General features: G+C 47.0%; 18 protein-coding genes. 11 read left to right on the top strand and 7 right to left on the bottom strand.

The genetic code is table 11. From position 1 onward, the window contains the following. Nucleotides 1-14 precede the first annotated feature (14 nt). The 4 genes from ACOCLE_RS02555 to ACOCLE_RS02540 all read left to right on the top strand — a co-directional run bounded on the left by ACOCLE_RS02555 (nucleotide 15) and on the right by ACOCLE_RS02540 (nucleotide 4,166). Nucleotides 15-641, top strand: coding sequence for a FixH family protein (locus tag ACOCLE_RS02555; RefSeq protein WP_419535387.1), 627 nt, complete (start codon nucleotides 15-17; stop codon nucleotides 639-641). Then, entirely contained in the window at nucleotides 641-3,184 is a 2,544-nt protein-coding gene (locus tag ACOCLE_RS02550) for a heavy metal translocating P-type ATPase (RefSeq protein ID WP_419535386.1), read from the top strand. Before ACOCLE_RS02555 ends, ACOCLE_RS02550 begins: the two co-directional genes overlap by 1 nt. Nucleotides 3,185-3,186: 2 nt before the next feature. Further along, complete coding sequence (ccoS, locus tag ACOCLE_RS02545; protein ID WP_066014582.1) at nucleotides 3,187-3,378, top strand: cbb3-type cytochrome oxidase assembly protein CcoS; 192 nt, start codon at nucleotides 3,187-3,189, stop codon at nucleotides 3,376-3,378. Nucleotides 3,379-3,464: 86 nt separating this feature from the next. Next, nucleotides 3,465-4,166: a sulfite exporter TauE/SafE family protein gene (locus ACOCLE_RS02540; RefSeq protein WP_419535385.1), complete on the top strand. Its 702-nt coding sequence runs from the start codon at nucleotides 3,465-3,467 to the stop codon at nucleotides 4,164-4,166. Between the two features lie 59 nt (nucleotides 4,167-4,225). Here ACOCLE_RS02540 and ACOCLE_RS02535 read toward each other — a convergent pair whose 3' ends face one another. After that, nucleotides 4,226-4,765 carry a redoxin domain-containing protein gene (locus ACOCLE_RS02535; RefSeq protein WP_419535384.1) on the bottom strand — a complete coding sequence of 180 codons (540 nt, stop codon included), beginning with the start codon at nucleotides 4,763-4,765 and terminating at the stop codon, nucleotides 4,226-4,228. 447 nt (nucleotides 4,766-5,212) lie between these two features. On the opposite strand from ACOCLE_RS02535, the gene hemN reads away from it, so the two are divergent. The 4 genes from hemN (at nucleotide 5,213) to ACOCLE_RS02515 (ending at nucleotide 9,366) form a co-directional block, all read left to right on the top strand. Then, on the top strand, nucleotides 5,213-6,610 hold the full coding sequence (hemN, locus tag ACOCLE_RS02530) for an oxygen-independent coproporphyrinogen III oxidase (RefSeq protein ID WP_419535383.1): 1,398 nt from the start codon (nucleotides 5,213-5,215) through the stop codon (nucleotides 6,608-6,610). Nucleotides 6,611-7,315: 705 nt separating this feature from the next. Continuing rightward, nucleotides 7,316-8,038, top strand: coding sequence for a fumarate/nitrate reduction transcriptional regulator Fnr (gene fnr, locus ACOCLE_RS02525; RefSeq protein WP_419535382.1), 723 nt, complete (start codon nucleotides 7,316-7,318; stop codon nucleotides 8,036-8,038). A gap of 79 nt (nucleotides 8,039-8,117) precedes the next feature. Continuing rightward, on the top strand, nucleotides 8,118-8,675 hold the full coding sequence (locus ACOCLE_RS02520) for an adenine phosphoribosyltransferase (RefSeq protein WP_419535381.1): 558 nt from the start codon (nucleotides 8,118-8,120) through the stop codon (nucleotides 8,673-8,675). A 151-nt stretch (nucleotides 8,676-8,826) separates the two neighbouring features. Then, the gene (locus ACOCLE_RS02515) at nucleotides 8,827-9,366 is read left to right on the top strand and encodes a hypothetical protein (RefSeq protein ID WP_419535380.1); all 540 of its coding nucleotides are present in this window, start codon (nucleotides 8,827-8,829) and stop codon (nucleotides 9,364-9,366) included. A 103-nt stretch (nucleotides 9,367-9,469) separates the two neighbouring features. On the opposite strand, the gene ACOCLE_RS02510 is transcribed toward ACOCLE_RS02515, so the two are convergent. Continuing rightward, nucleotides 9,470-9,799 (bottom strand): TraR/DksA family transcriptional regulator, encoded by a 330-nt coding sequence (locus ACOCLE_RS02510; RefSeq protein ID WP_066014572.1) that lies wholly within the window; start codon nucleotides 9,797-9,799, stop codon nucleotides 9,470-9,472. Nucleotides 9,800-9,933: 134 nt separating this feature from the next. Continuing rightward, on the bottom strand, nucleotides 9,934-10,236 hold the full coding sequence (locus ACOCLE_RS02505) for a hypothetical protein (protein ID WP_419537285.1): 303 nt from the start codon (nucleotides 10,234-10,236) through the stop codon (nucleotides 9,934-9,936). Here ACOCLE_RS02505 and ttcA point away from each other — a divergent pair. Together ttcA and ACOCLE_RS02495 are read left to right on the top strand one after the other, a co-directional pair. Then, nucleotides 10,151-11,065, top strand: coding sequence for a tRNA 2-thiocytidine(32) synthetase TtcA (gene ttcA / locus ACOCLE_RS02500; protein ID WP_419535379.1), 915 nt, complete (start codon nucleotides 10,151-10,153; stop codon nucleotides 11,063-11,065). The genes ACOCLE_RS02505 and ttcA overlap by 86 nt on opposite strands. Nucleotides 11,066-11,164: 99 nt before the next feature. After that, nucleotides 11,165-11,868 (top strand): IS1 family transposase gene (locus ACOCLE_RS02495; protein WP_419534371.1). Its coding sequence is split into 2 segments (ribosomal slippage): nucleotides 11,165-11,408 and nucleotides 11,408-11,868, totalling 705 coding nucleotides; the frame shifts between segments, so codons are not numbered across the junction. A 130-nt stretch (nucleotides 11,869-11,998) separates the two neighbouring features. On the opposite strand, the gene ACOCLE_RS02490 is transcribed toward ACOCLE_RS02495, so the two are convergent. The 4 genes from ACOCLE_RS02490 to ACOCLE_RS02475 form a co-directional block, all read right to left on the bottom strand. Continuing rightward, entirely contained in the window at nucleotides 11,999-14,509 is a 2,511-nt protein-coding gene (locus tag ACOCLE_RS02490; RefSeq protein WP_419535378.1) for an inositol polyphosphate kinase family protein, read from the bottom strand. Nucleotides 14,510-14,585: 76 nt separating this feature from the next. Further along, nucleotides 14,586-15,398: a DUF547 domain-containing protein gene (locus ACOCLE_RS02485; protein WP_419535377.1), complete on the bottom strand. Its 813-nt coding sequence runs from the start codon at nucleotides 15,396-15,398 to the stop codon at nucleotides 14,586-14,588. Between the two features lie 115 nt (nucleotides 15,399-15,513). Then, entirely contained in the window at nucleotides 15,514-16,377 is an 864-nt protein-coding gene (locus tag ACOCLE_RS02480; protein WP_419535376.1) for a DUF547 domain-containing protein, read from the bottom strand. 59 nt (nucleotides 16,378-16,436) lie between these two features. Continuing rightward, the gene (locus ACOCLE_RS02475; RefSeq protein WP_419535375.1) at nucleotides 16,437-17,255 is read right to left on the bottom strand and encodes a glucosaminidase domain-containing protein; all 819 of its coding nucleotides are present in this window, start codon (nucleotides 17,253-17,255) and stop codon (nucleotides 16,437-16,439) included. A gap of 268 nt (nucleotides 17,256-17,523) precedes the next feature. Here ACOCLE_RS02475 and ACOCLE_RS02470 point away from each other — a divergent pair, with 268 nt between their 5' ends. Next, on the top strand, nucleotides 17,524-18,135 hold the full coding sequence (locus tag ACOCLE_RS02470) for a Yip1 family protein (protein ID WP_419535374.1): 612 nt from the start codon (nucleotides 17,524-17,526) through the stop codon (nucleotides 18,133-18,135). Nucleotides 18,136-18,142 lie beyond the last annotated feature (7 nt).

Below are 18,142 nucleotides of genomic sequence, written 5' to 3'. Positions count from 1 at the left end.
GGAAACCCTGTACCATGACGCAGTCGACAACGAAAGATACTCTGACAGGAAGCCACCCTTCGGCTCATAAAGAACCTTTTACCCCCTGGTACCGGGAGCCCTGGGCCTGGTATATCGTGGGCATTCTAATGGTCACGTTTGCCTGGGGTAGCTTCCAGGTCTACACCGCGTTCACTCATCAGGACAGCGTGGTCATTGATGACTATTACAAGAATGGTAAAACCATCAATCAGGACATGACCCGGATTGAAAATGCCCGGACCATGGCCGTTGAAGGCACACTGACCATCGATGAGCTGATCGGTGAAGTCAGAGTGAAGATGCAGGGAAACCCGGATGTATGGCCTCAACAGCTTAAACTCAGCTTTCTTTCACCGGTCTTTAAAGACAAAGACAAAGCCATCATGCTGACCCGGTCATTCGGCATGGCTTCGAATGTAGCCTCTGACGCTACGCAACCAGAACAAAACCCGATCTATGTCGGCCAGCTGGAAGAGCTGGTTGCCGGTCGTTACTACCTGCAACTGGAAACTCTGGACGAATTGATTCCGGAAGTGGGCTATGAAACAGGCTGGAAGATCACTCTGGAGGCCATCGTCTCACCGGAAACCCCAATTACCCTGAAAAACCCGGATGCCTGATGACCGATACCCGTTGCTTTCATTGCACACTGCCGGTCAGTGAACCGGTCGTTTTTTTTGCAGAAGTTGAAGGAACACAGCAGCCCATGTGCTGTCCGGGCTGTAAGGCAGTAACCGAAGCCATCGTTGCCGGTGGACTTGAAAATTATTACCAGCACCGAACCGAAAGCGCCAATCAGGTCAATGACCTGAATCAGCGACTGCAGGAAGAGCTGCAGATCTATGACCGTGAACAGGTGCAAAAGGATTTTGTCAGAGCTGCTGATCTGGCATCCAACAACCAAGAAGAGCATCAAAGCAACCACCTGACTGCCAACCTGCTGATTGATGGCATCACCTGTGCTGCCTGTGTCTGGTTACTGGAAAACCATCTGGAAGCACTGAAGGGGGTTGAGCAGGTCAATGTAAACCTCAGCACCCATGAGGCACAGATCACCTGGTCTAACAGCGAGATCCCCTTAAGCTCGATTCTGCTGGAAGTTCACAGAATCGGTTATAAGGCATTCCCATGGCGTGCTGACCAGCAGGAAGCCCTGCTGAAAAAAGAAAACCGAACCTTTATACGTCGCCTTGCTGTTGCCGGTATTGGTGCCATGCAGGTGATGATGTATGCCATCGCCCTTTATTCAGGCGCGATCAGTGAAGATATGCCGGAAATTTACCGGGACCTGATCCGAATCTTCAGTGCCGTAATCGCGACCCCTGTCGTTTTGTACTCTGCAGCCCCTTTCTTCAAGGCGGCCTGGCGGGATATAAAAATACGACATCTTGGTATGGACGTTCCGGTATCAATTGCTATTGGCGGTGCCTACCTTGCCAGCCTGTGGGCAACCTTCTCCGTTTATTTCTTCGCTGAAGGCTCCAGTGGCGAAGTCTATTACGACTCTGTCTCCATGTTCACCTTCTTCCTGCTGACTGGCCGTTACCTTGAGCTTCGCGCCCGCCATGCAACCGCCAGGGCTGCTCGCGCGCTGACCAACCTGCTGCCCCCCAGCTGCCTGAAAGAAGTGGATGGCCAGTATGAACGAGTCCCGGTTGCAGATCTGCAACCAGACGACAGAGTAAGAATTCTTCCCGGTGACGCCATTCCTGCAGACGGCATCCTGACCAGTGGCTCCACCAGCGTTAATGAAGCCATGTTGACCGGAGAATACCTGCCCATCGAAAAACAGCCCGGCGATACGCTTCTGTGCAGCAGTATCAATGTGGATCACCCTATTGAGCTTAAGGTGACCAAAGTCGGCGAAGAGACCCGGGTAGCCGGCATTATCCAGCTGCTGCAAAGGGCGCAGCAGGATAAACCCACTATCGCCAAGATTGCCGACAAGGTGGCCGGCTGGTTTGTTGCCTGTGTTTTGCTGGTCGCCATTGGCGTCTACTGGGGCTGGTCTGGCATTGCTCCCGAAGATGCGTTCTGGATTACTCTGTCGGTTCTGGTAGTGACCTGTCCCTGTGCCCTGTCCCTGGCCACTCCAGCAGCACTGACCGCTGCCACTGGCTACCTGCACCGACTTGGCCTGCTGGTGACCCGTGGCCATGTTCTGGAAGGGCTGAAAACCATCGACCATGTGATCTTTGATAAAACAGGCACCTTAACCAAAGGTGAACTCTCACTGAGCCAGGTCGTTCCTCTCGATAACTGCAACCACTCAACAGAGGCATTGCTCCAGCGGGCTGCAGCACTGGAGGCACACTCTGAGCACCCTATTGCCAAAGCCTTCCTCTTCAAAGTGGATTCGCTTGATGAGCAGGCTCATGATGTTAAGAATCATCTTGGTCAGGGGATAGAAGGAACCATTCGCAGTCACCTTTATCGCATCGGGCGGCCAGATTTTGCCTTCACCTCCGGCAAGCTCGCAACACCAGAGCAGGATGGGCAGTGGCTGCTAATGTCTGAAAGTACTGATCAGAAATCCTGGCAACCGCTATGCTGGTTCAGAGTTACCGACAGCCTGCGTCCTGAGGCTGCTAATACAATCCAACGACTCCACCAGATGGGTAAAACTATCACACTATTAAGTGGCGATGCCGAGCCTGTTGTGGCTTCGACGGCTGAATCTCTGGGTATACGGCAGTGGAAGTCCGAAAGCAGCCCGGATGACAAATTGCACTATATCCAGAAACTGCAGAGCCAAGGCCATAAGGTCTTAATGGTAGGTGATGGCATCAATGATGTTCCCGTTCTGGCCGGTGCGGATATCTCCATGGCCATGGGCAACGCCTCTGACCTGGCTCGCACCAGCGCTGACGCAGTGTTGATTTCCGGAAACCTTGAACGGTTGGCCGATGCCTTTAACCTGACTGCAAGAACCCGGAAAATTATCCGTCAAAACCTGGCATGGTCCCTTGGCTACAATCTGGCCGCACTGCCTCTAGCCGCAGCAGGAATGATTGCTCCATGGATGGCGGCTACCGGCATGGCGCTCAGCTCACTGATTGTTGTGGCCAATGCCCTGCGACTAAACCGCCCAGGCAAACTGGTCAAGGAGCTGGACCCATCAGAAGAAGCTTATGCACACCTTGCACCCAGAGGAGCTGCCTGACCATGGAAAGCCTGATTATTCTTATACCTCTGGCCCTGATCCTGATCGCTGTAGCGATCAAAGTGTTCTTCTGGGCAGTTGACAACGGCCAGTTTGACGACCTTGAAGGGCCTGCGCACAGCATTCTTTTTGACGAGCCTCAACGCCCTCAACCATCAAAGAGTGATAAAACAGGCTCTTCAATAACAAAGTAATCCATTCACCCACGCTACTTAATATCATTGCGAGACGGAATATCCGGCTGCATTTCAATAACAAGGGAAATACAAGGCAGTAATGTATGACCATCAATGAAGTGCCCACTCTACTTTCCGCGTTGACTCTAGGGATACTTGGCAGTGCTCACTGCATTGGAATGTGCGGTGGCATCACCTCTGCGCTCAGTCTTTCCCTAGAAGGAAGGTCACGCTCACAGATCTTCTGGCTGATGCTGACCTATCATCTTGGGCGGGTTACCAGTTACAGCATTGCCGGCTTCCTTCTGGCCAGCATCGGCTGGTATCTGGGAGGCATCAGTCCGGAAGTAAAGATGGGGCTGCGCTACTTTGCGGCCATAATGCTGATCGCCATGGGGCTATACCTGACCGGTTGGTGGCGTGGTTTGACTCACCTGGAAAAGATCGGGCACAAGCTCTGGCAACATATCCAGCCCAAAGCCCAAGCTTTGCTTCCTATCAATAATTTCCCCAATGCCCTGGCTGTTGGCATGCTCTGGGGATGGTTACCCTGTGGGCTGGTATATAGCACACTGGCCTGGAGCGCTACTCAAGGACAACCTGTACAGGGTGCACTGTTAATGGCCTCATTCGGTATCGGCACCATACCCTCAGTTTTTCTGCTCGGGGCTTTCTCCAGACAGCTCAGCGGCATCATTCAAGCCAGTATCACCCGCAACCTCGCCGGTTTGTTGATCATCCTTTTTGGGTTGTGGTCTATGCCGGGGGCACACCAGAAGTGGTTGATGTCCGTGCTGCACCACTGATGGGGTAAAAGAAAAGCCCCTGATTTGAGACAGGGGCCTACGATATATATTGAGGTGGATTAATACGGCGCTGTACCACGGATTGGATAATTATTTTCCGGGTTACGAATCCAGGACAGCCCATTGACCAGGGCTTCGAGATCAGGACGAATAAAGGGGTTGTTGGCAATATCGACAACCTGAACGGTACCTTTCTCATTAATGACAAACAGGCCGGGCTCAGCAAAATTATGATCCGTTTCCTGCTCAGATCTGGGCACAGAGATATACAGCCCAAGCTCTTTCATTTGCCCTTCCGTCAACCCATAAGTCAATGGAAAGGAAACGTTCAGCTTTTCCGCATGCTCCTGCAGTTGCTCCCGACTATCACCGGAAGCAGCTACAATATCAACCCCAATATCCGCCAGCTGACTTTTGTATCCCTCAAGCTGATTCAGGTATTTGGTACACAGCGGGCAATGCTTACCACGGTAGATGATGACCAGTTGCCATGAAGCACCTTCCCTGGTCTTGCCTAAGACATGTTGCTGCCCCTGTAAATCCGGCAGACTTATCGCCGGAAACGGGCTATCCGCTGCAAGCTTGTTGGTATAGAGCATGAGACTGCCTCCTGATTATGCTGCCAGACATCATTCAATCGTTTCGTTCAATTTCAACGCTATCGTTCATAAGATGGCAGCAAACATAGTTTGTATAATGGCTCATCAAAAATACAAATCAGACCCCCTTCAGAATAAGAATCCTACCCAGGCATTATTTGCTCGATTTATAGCCAAAGAGCAGGTATCATTTCCGCTCTCTTAAATTTCACGCCATTTGCGACACTACTCCAATAACAACACGGAAAGACGAACCCATAAGGCATATTGAGTTCGGTTCTTACCTATTGACATCGATCAAAGAACAGCCTTGAAAATCTTTCTACACTATCCTGACGCATCATGACGTAATACAGACTGTTTTGCCTTAAGCTTTCCGGCACCGAAAGACAGATCTGAAGGCGAAAACACCGACTGACAAGACATGAAGATTACCGTTCGAGAGCAATGATGAATAGTGCACCAGTTTGGGATAAAGACCTGATTCACCGTTACAACCACTCAGGCCCGCGTTACACCTCCTATCCCACAGCAGTGCAGTTTGATAGCAGCTTTGATATTCAGAAATATCATCAAAATGCCCAGACCAGTGCTAGCAGCATCAAGCCGCTTTCACTCTACTTCCACATCCCGTTCTGCTCGCATGTCTGTTATTACTGCGCCTGCAATAAAATTGTGACCAAACACCGCGACCGTTCCAATATTTATCTGGAATACCTGTTCCGTGAAATAGAGATGCAATCGGCGCTATACAGCCATGAACAACGGGTTGAGCAACTGCACTTTGGGGGTGGTACACCCACCTTTTTGAGCAGGGAGCAGATTACAGACCTGATGGGACACATCAGCCAGCACTTCCAGCTGACCCACAGCGATACCGCAGACTACTCCATTGAGCTGGATCCAAGGGAAGTCGACTGGCCCATGATGAGTACGCTGAGAGATCTGGGCTTTAACCGAATCAGTATGGGCGTTCAAGACCTGAACCCAATAGTGCAGAAAGCCGTCAATCGGGTACAACCTGAAAGTATGATTCAATCGGTTCTTGATGCCTCCAGGGCAATGGCGTTCCGATCCGTACACATGGACCTGATTTATGGCCTGCCCTTCCAGACAACGAACAGCTTTATGGAAACCATTGAGCGGGTGATCGATATGACCCCGGATCGGTTATCACTGTTTAATTATGCGCACTTGCCACACCGCTTTAAGCCACAGCGCAGAATTAATGATCAGGATCTGCCGGCACCTGAAATGAAGCTGGAGATTCTTCAGCAGGCCACAGAAAAACTGCTGGATCAGGGATACATCTACATCGGCATGGATCACTTTGCCCTGCCAGATGATGAACTGGCCATTGCCCAGGAAGAAGGCACTCTGCACAGAAATTTTCAGGGTTATACCACCCACAGCCACTGCGACCTGATTGGCATGGGCGTTTCCTCCATCAGCCAGGTAGGCGACACTTACATTCAGAACAGTACTGATGAAGCCCAGTACTACTCCATGATCAATGAGAAACAGCTGCCGATGGTACGCGGACTGAAGATGACGAATGACGACAAGGTTCGTCAGGCAGTGATTACCCAGCTGATCTGCCACTTCAAACTAAGGTTCAGCGATATTGAAGAACAGTTTGGCATTCAATTCAGAGATTACTTCCGTGATGAGCTGGCCAGACTTGAGCCGATGATGGCAGACGGCCTTGTCAGCCTGAGTAGCGATGACATACTGGAAGTACTGCCCAAGGGAAAACTGCTGATCCGTAACATCTGCATGCAGTTTGACCATTACCTCAATCAACCCGAGATGAAAGAAAAGCCTCTGTACTCCAAGGTCATTTGATACATAAAGGGTTCCGTAGTTGTCACAAAACTTCGGAACCCTTTTCCAGCCACACAAAGCAACCACTGAAACAATTCTGCAAGAGTTGCCCCCCCCCCCACTCGCCTACCACTTATCAGAAAAAAACCGAAACTGACTACTATTTGTCACCACTCTCACATTGATTTACTTGAAACATAAGTGCAAAATCTGCCAGGTCAGTCAAATACCATGAACGAAAATTCAATCCTGTGACACAAGACAACGTCAGATTGATTTTCCAGGGATAAAGACATACAACCACCAGGAGCAATGACCGGTACTAAGTAGCTGACCATATGGAATCGAATATTTCTGGCTACTTGGGCAGGGACTATGCGAGGCACAACGGAGGGAGCATAGCTGTAGCTATGTGACCGGAGTTGTAACGACGCAGAGTGTCGGCACAAGGAGTCAGAAATAAATGGTTTCATATGGTTAGCTACTTATTATCAGGGTCAGCCCTGAGCTGGATAGACGACACAGCAGATGAAAGCTCATCGGAACATCCGCAGATTATGACGCCCTGCTGAAGCAGCACTAAACCCCTACTTTAGGTCTGCCCAGTTGCGTATATACCTGATTTACAGTCCGGTAACACTTTCCATAAAATGGTGTCGAATTTCGCAAATACGACTTTGAGGCCTCTCAATGACGTCAAAGCCCAACGTCCGACAGCCGAGCCATGTGGCCTGCAGAGACTGCAGCCTCAGCTCATTGTGCCTGCCACTGGCACTAAGCATTAAGGATATTGATCAGCTGGATCACATCATCAAGCGTGGGCGTCCTTTGAAAAAAGGCGAACACCTGTTTCTGGAAGGCGACCCCTTCACCAGTGTCTTTGCTGTTCGCTCAGGGGCTATCAAAACCTACACGGCTACCAATGAAGGTGAGGAACAAATCACCGGATTTTACCTGCCCAGCGAAATTCTTGGCCTGAGTGGCATGGACACCGATACCTATCCGGTTTCTGCCCAGGCAATGGAAACCACCATGATCTGCGAGATTCCTTTTGAACAACTGGAAACCCTTTCGGATCAGTTTCCGGAACTTCGTCGGCATCTGATGCGTCTGATGAGCAAGCGTATCCGTGAAGATCAGCAAATGATGATGCTGCTCTCCAAGAAAAACGCAGACGAGCGTATTGCCACGTTTCTGATCAACCTGGCCAGCCGTTTCCGCCGTCGTGGTTTTTCTTCCCAGTCGTTCCGACTCTCCATGTCGAGAAACGAAATGGGGAACTACCTGGGACTGGCTGTAGAAACGGTGAGCCGTGTATTCACCCGCTTCCAGAAGAATGGTCTGATCTCAGCCGTGGGTAAGGAGATCGAAATTCGCAACTCGGTTGAGCTCTGCGCACTGGCCGGCGGAAAAACGCTGGAGCCGAACCAGATTGCCACCAGCGCCTGACTTTATTCCCTAAAGAAGCTACCCTTTGAGGTGGCTTCTTCCTTTTATCCCATTGACTGATAGCGGCATGCTCTCTCCCATGCATACAAACGAAAGCTTATCCGTTCAGGAATATCTGCAATCCCAAATCAGAACCATACCGGACTGGCCTCATGAAGGTATCCTGTTCAGGGATATCACCACGCTGTTTGAAAACCCGGAAGCATGGCGCAAGACCGTCGATGTCATGGTTAAGCGTTATGAGAACCAGACTTTTGATCGTATTGGTGCTCTGGATGCCCGCGGCTTCCTGCTTGGCTCAACACTGGCCTATATTCTGAACAAGCCACTGGTGCTGTTCCGTAAGAAAGGCAAACTGCCTGGAAAAACCATCAGCGTAGAGTATGACCTTGAGTATGGAAAAGCAGTGCTGGAAATGCATGAAGACACCATGAATGCCGGTGAAAAAATCCTGTTGATGGATGACCTTATCGCTACAGGCGGCACATTGCTGGCAGCTGATCAGCTGGTCCGAAAAGCCGGAGCCAGCACTCTGGAAGCCGCTGCCATCATTAATCTGCCCGACCTCAAGGGTGCTGACAAGCTGAACGCAGCAGGCATTCCAACCTATACCCTGTGTGATTTTGAAGGCGAATAAGGCCATCATCAGTTCAGAATTTCAGGGATGATACGATATCTCTCATAGAGCCGACGCCTATCTTCCAGAGTCGGCTCCATGATCCTGTCCGGCAGGCAGGCAGAGAAGCCCTTAGCCGGAAGATACTTCCCCAGAAAAAAGGACTTTTCATATGGGAATCTGTGCCAAGGAACTGAGGCACTATGTTGTTCGCCCAGCACTCAAGCATCTGGGCATGTGGAGTCCAACTGCTGAAAACCTGCTCCTTGGTACCGCTGCAAGAGAGTCTGGACTCGGCTTTCACCTGAAACTTGCCAATCATCAAGCCCTTGGTATCTATCAGATATCACCACGCATGCACAGAAAGATCTGGGATCTGTTTCTTGCCCCAAACCCCGATCTCTCAAGCAAGGTTCGTGGACTGGCCAGCCAGCGAGAGTTTCTTTCCCACCCCCATCATGAACTTGCCACCAACCTGGTTTACGCCACGGCCATCGCATGGCTTATCTATCATCGATCCGGCATAAAGATAGAGAAAATTGATCAGAGCGATATCACCGCTATGGGCAAGTTATGGCAAAAGCAATTCCACAGTAGAAACCCGGGAACCATCCAGAGTTTCTGCGAAAGTTATCAAAAGATGATTATTGAATCAGGCAGCTCCACCGAGGAGTCAAAATACTTTAATCAGACTGCAGCCAAACCCGCCTGATACTATTTTACAGCCAGATGGTGGTAACCCAACTAACTGGATCGCGAAGCACACAAATAAAGACTAGCCGCCCCTTAGCATGCTTCGCGATCCCTTATACACACTATAACCCTCTGGCTTCTGCGCATTTAACACAAAGGTCAGCATAAGGCATAACCTCAAGGCGCTGAACAGGTATCTCTTTGCCACATGATAAGCAAAATCCATAATCCCCTTCAGTCATCCGATCAAGAGCCCGGTTAATTTTACCGAGTTCAATTACCGCTTCATTCCCAAGCGCATCAATAACTTCATCATTCTCCCGCTCCTGAGCCTGCTCAGACCAGTCTGCACTGTTTTTACGGGAAGCATCTTTTTTTATTTTACCCAGACGCGTATTGAGCTCATCCCTGCGAGCCAGCAACCATTTCTGCAATTTATCATGATCTGTCATTTTGCTACCCCTGCACAAAAATACTGGAGAACCCTGCTTTTATTCTATAAAGAATGGTTTTGTAAAAAGGTCACTCTTTACCATAACACAACGCTGAAAAACCTTATTCCAGTTCGTAAAAAACGGAAAAAGCGTTAATGACAACCTACGGGGAACTGATTATTTTCAGAAATCCTGAATTCAAATAGTAGATCATTGATACCGTCAGCGTAATATTCTCTATCAATAAAATACATCTTTTCTGCCCAATGGTCTTTTGCCACTACAGGCTTTCCGTTAAACACTGACTTGGTTGAATGGTAACCGGCAGATATAATCAGCCGATTTACACTGACAGCTAGCACAGGCCCTATGACAACCACCAACCTGACTGGTTCTGAAAAATACAGTTTCAATAAACTCCAGAAAAAACTCAGACGTCTGACCGGAAGAGCCATCGAAGACTTCAACATGATTGAAGAAGGTGACCGGGTTATAGTTTGCCTGTCGGGCGGTAAAGACAGCTACACCATGCTGCACATCCTCATGAGCCTTCAGAAAAGCGCTCCAATCCATTTTGAGCTTATTGCTGTTAACCTGGATCAGAAACAGCCTGGTTTTCCAGAGCATATCCTGCCTGACTATCTTAACGGGCTAGGCGTACCGTATCACATCATCAACCGGGACACTTATTCCGTCGTCAAAGAAAAAGTACCTGAGGGTAAAACAACCTGCGGTCTTTGCTCACGCCTGAGAAGGGGCACCCTGTATGCTTTTGCAGAAGATATTGGTGCAACAAAGATAGCCCTTGGACACCACAAGGATGACATCGTAGAAACCATGTTCCTGAATATGTTCTATGGTTCAAGATTGTCCGCCATGCCACCGAAGCTGCGCTCTGACGACGGTCGCAACATCGTGATTCGCCCTCTGGCATATTGCCGGGAAAAAGACATAACCCGCTTCTCAGAGCAACTGGAGTTCCCAATCATCCCCTGTAACCTATGCGGCTCCCAGGAAAACCTGCAACGACAGAACATCAAGGCCATGCTGTCTGAATGGGAAAGAAAGCACCCAAGCCGTATTGAGTCCATTTTTACGGCAATGCAAAATATTGCGCCTTCACAAATGGCGGATACCGAACTGTTTGATTTCAAAAATCTGGAACTTGACCGCAGTGGCGCGAGAAAGGACTATGAGCATGCCGACAATCAAACCATTTTCTCTGGAAATATGAATATTTCCGAAGAAGAAAATGGAGTCCAAATAATCAATTTCCAGCCCTGAAAATTTAAGGAGTTATTGGGAGCAGTAAAGCTCGATAACTCCCCTTGGTGATGTGTCAGAGCTGTTGATCTGATACATTCCTAACTTTTTGAGTCATCTATGGCTGTAGTTCAAGTTGCCTGTATCCATTGTCAACAAACGATCAATGTTGTTAAGAACGGGAAAGCTGAAACGGGTCACCAGCGGTATAGATGCAAGGACTGTAATAAGAGCTTCCAACTTGAGTATCGCTATAATGGCAATCTGCCTGGTACTCATGAGCAGATCATAAAGATGACCATGAATGGCTCCGGGGTCAGAGATATCGGACGTGTCCTTGAGATCAGTCCAACGACTGTATTGGCTCATTTAAAAAACTCGACCCGCCAACAGTAACACAACTCCCCTTCGAAAATGCCCAAGTCAAGATTATTTTCGAAATGGATGAGCAGTGGTCATTTGTTGGTAGCAAGAAGCAGCAACGCTGGCTGTTTTATGCATGGGAGCCACGTTTCAAGAAGATCATTGCCCATGCGTTCGGCTCCAGAAGCACAGAGACGCTCAAAAAGCTGTTGGGGCGTCTGGCCCGCTTCAAAGTTAGTTTTTACTGCACAGATGACTGGCAGCCATACACATCCTGTTTACCAGAAGATAAACATATCATTGGAAAGCACTTTACTCAGCGGATTGAGCGGCAGAATCTGACCTTGAGAACTTGCTTGAAACGGTTATCCAGAAGGACTATTTGCTTCTCAAGATCAATAGACATTCATGATAAGGTTATCGGGGAATTTATCTCGCGAAACCACTATCAACAGTTTTGATACATCACCCTCCCCTTCCCACAACTATAGAAAAACTCTGCAATAAGACCTATAAATTAAACAACCCTGAAAAATTACTTAAAAATTCTTTTAGAAATAAATAGTTATGCTTTTTATACATAGTGATAAGCTACTGCACCATAATAAAGTCAATCAACCTATTAATTGCATCAATGGACTCTTGCTTAATCACCTTATAATCCGTATCACCTCTGTATATTGGATGAGCTAAGTCGATCAACTTAACCACTGTATTTTCTGGATTCTCGGTATCAATTAAAAAAAGTGCACTATTCGCAACAAAAGTTACGGGAGCAATTACCAAGTTTGCCCTGATTGCTCTTAGCTGGCTTAAAATCATTTCCCGATTCTTAGTACCTGCATTATTCATGACTGACTTAATATATTTCTTAGACTCATGAGTTAATAAAAATCTATTAGCCTTCGGCTTATTACCTCGAACTTTCAATCCTTCAACTCTATACCCGCGGGACTTTGAACCGTAGAAAGTATCCATTAGCTTATGACGGGCAGCTTTTCGAGTTGGAGACCTATGATCATCTTTTTTAAGCTGAGCCTTGGAAGCCGTTCTAAAGCCTATTTTGATATCCATTTCAATTTTCTGACTTACTGGTATATCAGCCCCCAGCATTTCAGGAACAATAACCCCCATTTGATCAGATTGAGTAGATCGCGCCTCTAAAGGTGCTAACTTAGCTCGATGAGATGCGCTTAAGTCATCAGGATGTTTAGCCTGGGGAATTATAGAGTCCAAATTTAACTCTTTACGTCTATGATAAACATCCACCTCATTTTTACTGGTCAATTTACCAATATATCCATCGCCAACCATTATAAAAGTATCGGCATGACCTGCAGCACCAACCACCTCCTGACCCTGACCGTCATTTAATACTCCTGAGTCCAGGGAAAAAACACTGTCACTGTCACTGCCATCAACACTCTGAGTTTCATAGCCCTCATCTGAGACCAACAGAGACAACCTTGATGATCCAATTGATGAAGAATCACTTTCTGAACCGACAGGTAACATCTCAACAGGGTTTTCTGAGTGACTTTCAGAGCTAATAGACAAAGTCTCTTCAAAAGATAGATGCTCGTTACTTATAGGCTCTAAATACCCTTCTGTGGAGACTAAATGGCTAACAGGCTCTAAATAACCGTCCAAATCGCCCTGTTCTGATACATGGTGTTGAATTCCTACTGAATGAATCAGAGCCTCCTTTTCTCTGGCAGTTTGAACAAAACGGTGATTATTTGCGGCTCCAACAGTCAATCGCTTCCTAGGATCCATATCCATTAGCCCTCTGAACAGGTCTTCTGCATCAGCTCCTAACTCTTTTCCTATTTCAGCAGCTGCTCTATCCACCAGATGAACAATAACGTTATTTCGCCAATGTAAAAGACTTTTCTCCAGCTGCTCTGGCTCTATCTCACCATCAGCATCTAAACCAATAATCTCATCGAATGCTTCTTTCATATAATCAGCACTGTGGCCAGATTGCAGCTTAAGGGCTGACACTATTTGTGGGAGTTTTTCTTCTGGAGGGTAAGAGGCCCACTGAACAAATAAGGGTATCAAGTCCTGCCCAGTAACCAGCTTTGAGATACTGCAACCAATACTCCATGGGTCTACTTTTTCAAAGTAGCGACAACCATCCATATAGTCAGGTGGCATGTAAGTTATAGGGACAGCCATTATTTCATGTTCAGCAATAGGTTGAGAAACACCAAAATCACAAATTTTTAAATTACCATCTTCATCAATAAGCAAATTATCTGGTTTGAGATCACGATGAATATATCCATGATCAGCAATAACAGATGCTCCTTCAATCAACTGGCTGATTATTTTAGGCTTTACCCCTTCCACAAGCCCATCATTTCTTTCCAGCCTAGATTTGAGGGACTCTCCTCCAAGCTCCATTACCACAAAATCCTTACCATCCTTTTGTACAGTACCAACTAGCTGTATTAGTCTTGGACTACCCGATTGACTCAGGTGAGCCATAGTATTTATCTCTCTCACCATAGAGGCATCTTTATCAGACATAAACTTCGCGGCATAAAACTGGTTGGTTGCTTTATCTCGTACTTTTATTACTTGACCACTTTTACCTTTACCCTGCTTATCATCCATTCGGAATGAATAAGCCCTGACTCTGAAATCAGATTCATCAGTAAAGTTCTCAAGCCCCTCTGAATCAGAAGTCATCAGATCAGACATCACGCTTTCTGACTCCATTTTTGACTCGACTATCGTTTCAGGGGGCTCTGTCAAAAATGGCTGATTTAATTTTCTCCTGTCCGTCAATCGTTCATCACTTGTTTTTTTTACAAAGCTTCTTGTTTTTTTACTAACATTAACTACTTGCTTGCCCGTAGTCGATCCACCTATCTTTGTTGAGCCCTCGTGTGCTTGAAAATCAGATTGTCCCCCTGAAGGAAGTAATTTCTTAAAAGACTGACCAAGTTTTTTTAGTCGCCTGAAGCTCCAGGATTTATCTTCAGCCTGCTCACTATTTACCAACTTTTCATCTGAGTTATTACCTGATTCCTGGCTTGATCGCGCAGGGTCATTAATCGATCCAGAACTTCCATTATTGACTGAGCGAACCATACTCACTCCATAAGTATGAAAATATCCAGTACTTTATTTATACACCCTAATTCAATATGAATTTAAAGCCTTAAAATCAGGGCCTGTATTCATTCAGCTTCCAATTGTAGCGGTAGCTGATTCGCCCATTGTAATTTTCTAATTGACGCTTTAAATCACCAACAGCAAATGACTTTACCTCTTTCAATACACCGTCTTCATCAATAAAATCATCCTCATACCAATCAAAAATACTGGAAAGCACAAGACGGCCACTCACAAAAGCAACACCTTTTTTCTGATTAATAAACCGCCTGGCAGCCGCTTCCAGCTGATTGTCAATCTTTCTCCCTTGATACGCATCGGGTAATAAATCAGGGCACCCTATGCTGGCGCAGTTTAATGCATAGTGAATCCGGGGGTTATTCCAGATGGGTCGGATAATCCGGTGTTCAATATCATGCAGGGAAATATTCTGTCCTGCAATTTCTATAAGCTCATCTTTCCACGGCCCCATGCGGAACCATCCTTTTCCCAGCTTGGTAATGGACTTCACCGGGTAGTAATCAAGAATCAGGTCAACAGTTAACGCGTTATACAGATTAATCCAATAGGACAGCTGTTCTCTACGATTGAGCTTTCTGGGATCTTGTTTCGACAGGCTTTCGAGATAAGCATTAAGCTCTTCTTTATCCACTTTTTTGACTCGTCCATACTCAACCATATACATTCCAGTTGATTCAGAGAGCTTTACATAGCGGTCAAGAAATTTCTGCCATGTAGAATGGTCAACAACGGCCTTATTATTCTTGTCCACTTTATCCCAATATGACCAGCGATCTGGGGAGGGTACAGCATGTACAGCAAGACTGAACACAAATAGCAAAGCCGAAACAAGGTATCTAGCCATACATGGCAACCTCTTAATTAGTGTTACTGTACAGCCATCAATTGAAATTCATTTGGGAAACGTCACCACAAACCTTATAAAAAATATCAAATAAGAGAATCGGCAATAAAGATAACTACTTCAACTCGTTCAACCCCCAGTTGTACTGATACTGGATTACTCCTGTGTACTTTTTAAGCCTTCTGGCCGTAGCCGGAGAAGCAAATTGTCGCATATGCAACACCACCCCTTCCTGATCAACAAAATCCTTTTCATACCACTCATATATGCGGGAAAGGGTTAACTTTCCGTCAATCCAGCTCACACCTTTTTCCTGTTTAATAAAGCGCCTGGCAAGGTCATCCAGCTGTTGCTCAGTATTAGCAGCCGTGAATATTGTAGGAGAAAGATCCGGGCATCCAAGGCTTGCACAATTCACAGCATAATGAATTCGGTTATCCTCCCATAAAGGCCTTAAAATTCTATGCTCGATATCATTGAGTGTCAGCTTTTGTCCTGCTACCTGGGTTATATCATTATCCCAGGGGCCAAAACGATACCAGGGACCAATCTTGGTAATGGATTTTACCGGATAGTGCTCAAGTACCAGGTCCACGGTCAGGGCGTTATAAAAGTTGATCCAATATGCCTTTTGCTCCTCCTTAGAGTAGGACCTTGGATCAAGAGAGGACATTTCAACGAGGTATTCATCGAGTTTATTACGATCCTCATGGCCAACAGCACCGTATCGAAAGTGGCTTCCATTAGGGCGAACCACCAGATATTCATCCAGAAACTCTTGCCATGCCTCATGATTTATAACAGCTGTTGACTCAGGAACACTTCTATCCCAGTACCCCCAGTATTTGCTGGCAGGTGCAGCTAATATGACCTCAGAACAGAGAAGCAAGAGTGTATACAGAATAAATGCTATTGCATTGTCCATGATGCTGACAAAGCGATAACGAAATGAAATAGAATTGGTACTCAATACGGTCACGGGAATTCCTTCTCCCTGGCAATGGGTCAATCAAATAGGGCTACTATTTTAATCGCCTCTTATCCCTGATCACCTAAATCGTACTGCAATAACTTATTGCTATTGATCATGGAAAGCAGTTCTTTAACATACTCATCACCCCGGATAGAGTAGGCCTGAAGACCATGCGCAAGATCCGCTCCGGTAACAGGCGCCTGACTCTCCCTTTTCTGCTCTCTCAGCTCTCTCAGCACCCGATATTGATGATTAGTATTCAAATTATGCATGTAAGCACTGACTGAAGCAGCCACATCCTCAAACTTCTGGACCTCATAGATTTCACCCTCTGGACGAGACCCGGGTACAATTCCGCACCCTGAGCTGAAGCACCACTGCCCAAAGAAGTTATTACCTTGTCTGGCAAATCTTGAAGTCCCCCAGGCCGTTTCATTAGCCGACTGAGCCAGGGCGAGAGAAGCAGGAATTGTATCTACACGGGTCAAGAGCTTCTGGAAAAAGGCTTCATCAAAGGTTGCCACATCACGTATACGATACTTTCTGGCCATATCCGTCAGCCATGTCCGACTGCTTTCAGAAAACACTGATTGAGAAGAGAGCGCAACAATTCTTTCACGATTTTGCAAAATCGTATCGTTTTCTTCTTGAACCATCGGTAACAGGAAACCAAAGAACGCACTTTTTTTGGCTTTCACATCAAGTATGTCGCTGAAATCGGGTATCGCCACCACCGGCTTTTCTTCTACTGATTCAACCACTTCAGGAGCCACAATTTCAGGCTCAACCGGCAATTCAGTCTCTCCCCGCCAATGGACTCCACCGGACAGCACCAGTAAAGCCAGTAAAACACCCAGCATTATTTTATCAATCTTATTGAGCATGCATTCCTCAGCAAAACAGTGTGATTAACCATAGGATAAAGGCTTATAGCCAGAAAAGGCACAAAAATCATTAAAAAATGCCCAATTTCTTTACAATTGGGAGAAAGTGTGTCAACACTTGGGGTGCGGCTTAACGCGGTTCTGCGGTGGAAAATCCCTGCAGAAAGCCAATAATAATAACAAAGGTTAACCGCCGGTCAGTATCAGTATCCACTACTTCAGTGGAAGAAGCGGCCTGATATCCTGCCGAATACACGGAGGCACTGTTATGATCCTAAGCCATTTCTGGGGTTTACTCACTGAGCCCGATAACGAATGGATCAGCATTCGAAAGAACCCGCCGGGTCTGATCCAGCTTTACCTTGGCCAGATTATCTGGCTGGCCTCTTTACCCGCCGTCTGTACTTATATAGGTACTACGATGGTTGGCTGGAGCCTTCCTGGAAGCACCAATGTGGTTCGACTCACTCCTGAGAGTGCTTTGTGGATGTCCATCCTTGCCTGGATGGCCATGGTCTGTGGAGTCGCGGTTATTAGCTGGTTTATCCACTGGATGAGCGGTAACTTCAACAGCGATCCTTCATTAACAGACTGTACCGCATTTACCTGCTATACCGCATACCCTCTCTTTTTGATTGGTATTTGTGGTCTCTATCCATCGCTGTGGCTGGCCATCATTGCCGGCACTGTCGCCGTATCCGCAACTGCCTATCTTTTGTACAGCGGCCTCCATATTTTTATGAAAATACCCAAGGAACAGGGCTTTATCTATGCCAGCTCGGTTCTCTGTATTGGATTGGTGGTTCTGGTTTCCATTATGATCACTACCGTCATATTCTGGGGCATGGGAGTTGGACCTGAGTACGTACAAGTTTATTAATCAGGGT

Origin of the sequence: Endozoicomonas sp., assembly GCF_965196975.1 — a bacterium.
Taxonomy (GTDB): Bacteria; Pseudomonadota; Gammaproteobacteria; order Pseudomonadales; family Endozoicomonadaceae; genus Endozoicomonas.
Note: the sequence above shows the minus strand (reverse complement) of the source record. Positions and strands in the feature narration are given on the sequence as shown.

Excerpts from the sequence above, each read along its gene's own strand:
- ACOCLE_RS02550 (WP_419535386.1), top strand. The coding sequence starts at position 641 with ATGACCGATACCCGTTGCTTTCATTGCACACTGCCGGTCAGTGAACCG.
- ACOCLE_RS02515 (WP_419535380.1), top strand. The coding sequence starts at position 8,827 with ATGGGAATCTGTGCCAAGGAACTGAGGCACTATGTTGTTCGCCCAGCA.
- ACOCLE_RS02485 (WP_419535377.1), bottom strand. The coding sequence starts at position 15,398 with ATGGCTAGATACCTTGTTTCGGCTTTGCTATTTGTGTTCAGTCTTGCT.
- ACOCLE_RS02490 (WP_419535378.1), bottom strand. The coding sequence starts at position 14,509 with ATGGTTCGCTCAGTCAATAATGGAAGTTCTGGATCGATTAATGACCCT.
- ACOCLE_RS02520 (WP_419535381.1), top strand. The coding sequence starts at position 8,118 with ATGCATACAAACGAAAGCTTATCCGTTCAGGAATATCTGCAATCCCAA.
- ACOCLE_RS02555 (WP_419535387.1), top strand. The coding sequence starts at position 15 with ATGACGCAGTCGACAACGAAAGATACTCTGACAGGAAGCCACCCTTCG.
- hemN (WP_419535383.1), top strand. The coding sequence starts at position 5,213 with ATGATGAATAGTGCACCAGTTTGGGATAAAGACCTGATTCACCGTTAC.
- ttcA (WP_419535379.1), top strand. The coding sequence starts at position 10,151 with ATGACAACCACCAACCTGACTGGTTCTGAAAAATACAGTTTCAATAAA.
- ACOCLE_RS02510 (WP_066014572.1), bottom strand. The coding sequence starts at position 9,799 with ATGACAGATCATGATAAATTGCAGAAATGGTTGCTGGCTCGCAGGGAT.
- ccoS (WP_066014582.1), top strand. The coding sequence starts at position 3,187 with ATGGAAAGCCTGATTATTCTTATACCTCTGGCCCTGATCCTGATCGCT.
- ACOCLE_RS02475 (WP_419535375.1), bottom strand. The coding sequence starts at position 17,255 with ATGCTCAATAAGATTGATAAAATAATGCTGGGTGTTTTACTGGCTTTA.
- ACOCLE_RS02535 (WP_419535384.1), bottom strand. The coding sequence starts at position 4,765 with ATGCTCTATACCAACAAGCTTGCAGCGGATAGCCCGTTTCCGGCGATA.
- ACOCLE_RS02540 (WP_419535385.1), top strand. The coding sequence starts at position 3,465 with ATGACCATCAATGAAGTGCCCACTCTACTTTCCGCGTTGACTCTAGGG.
- ACOCLE_RS02470 (WP_419535374.1), top strand. The coding sequence starts at position 17,524 with ATGATCCTAAGCCATTTCTGGGGTTTACTCACTGAGCCCGATAACGAA.
- ACOCLE_RS02505 (WP_419537285.1), bottom strand. The coding sequence starts at position 10,236 with ATGGCTCTTCCGGTCAGACGTCTGAGTTTTTTCTGGAGTTTATTGAAA.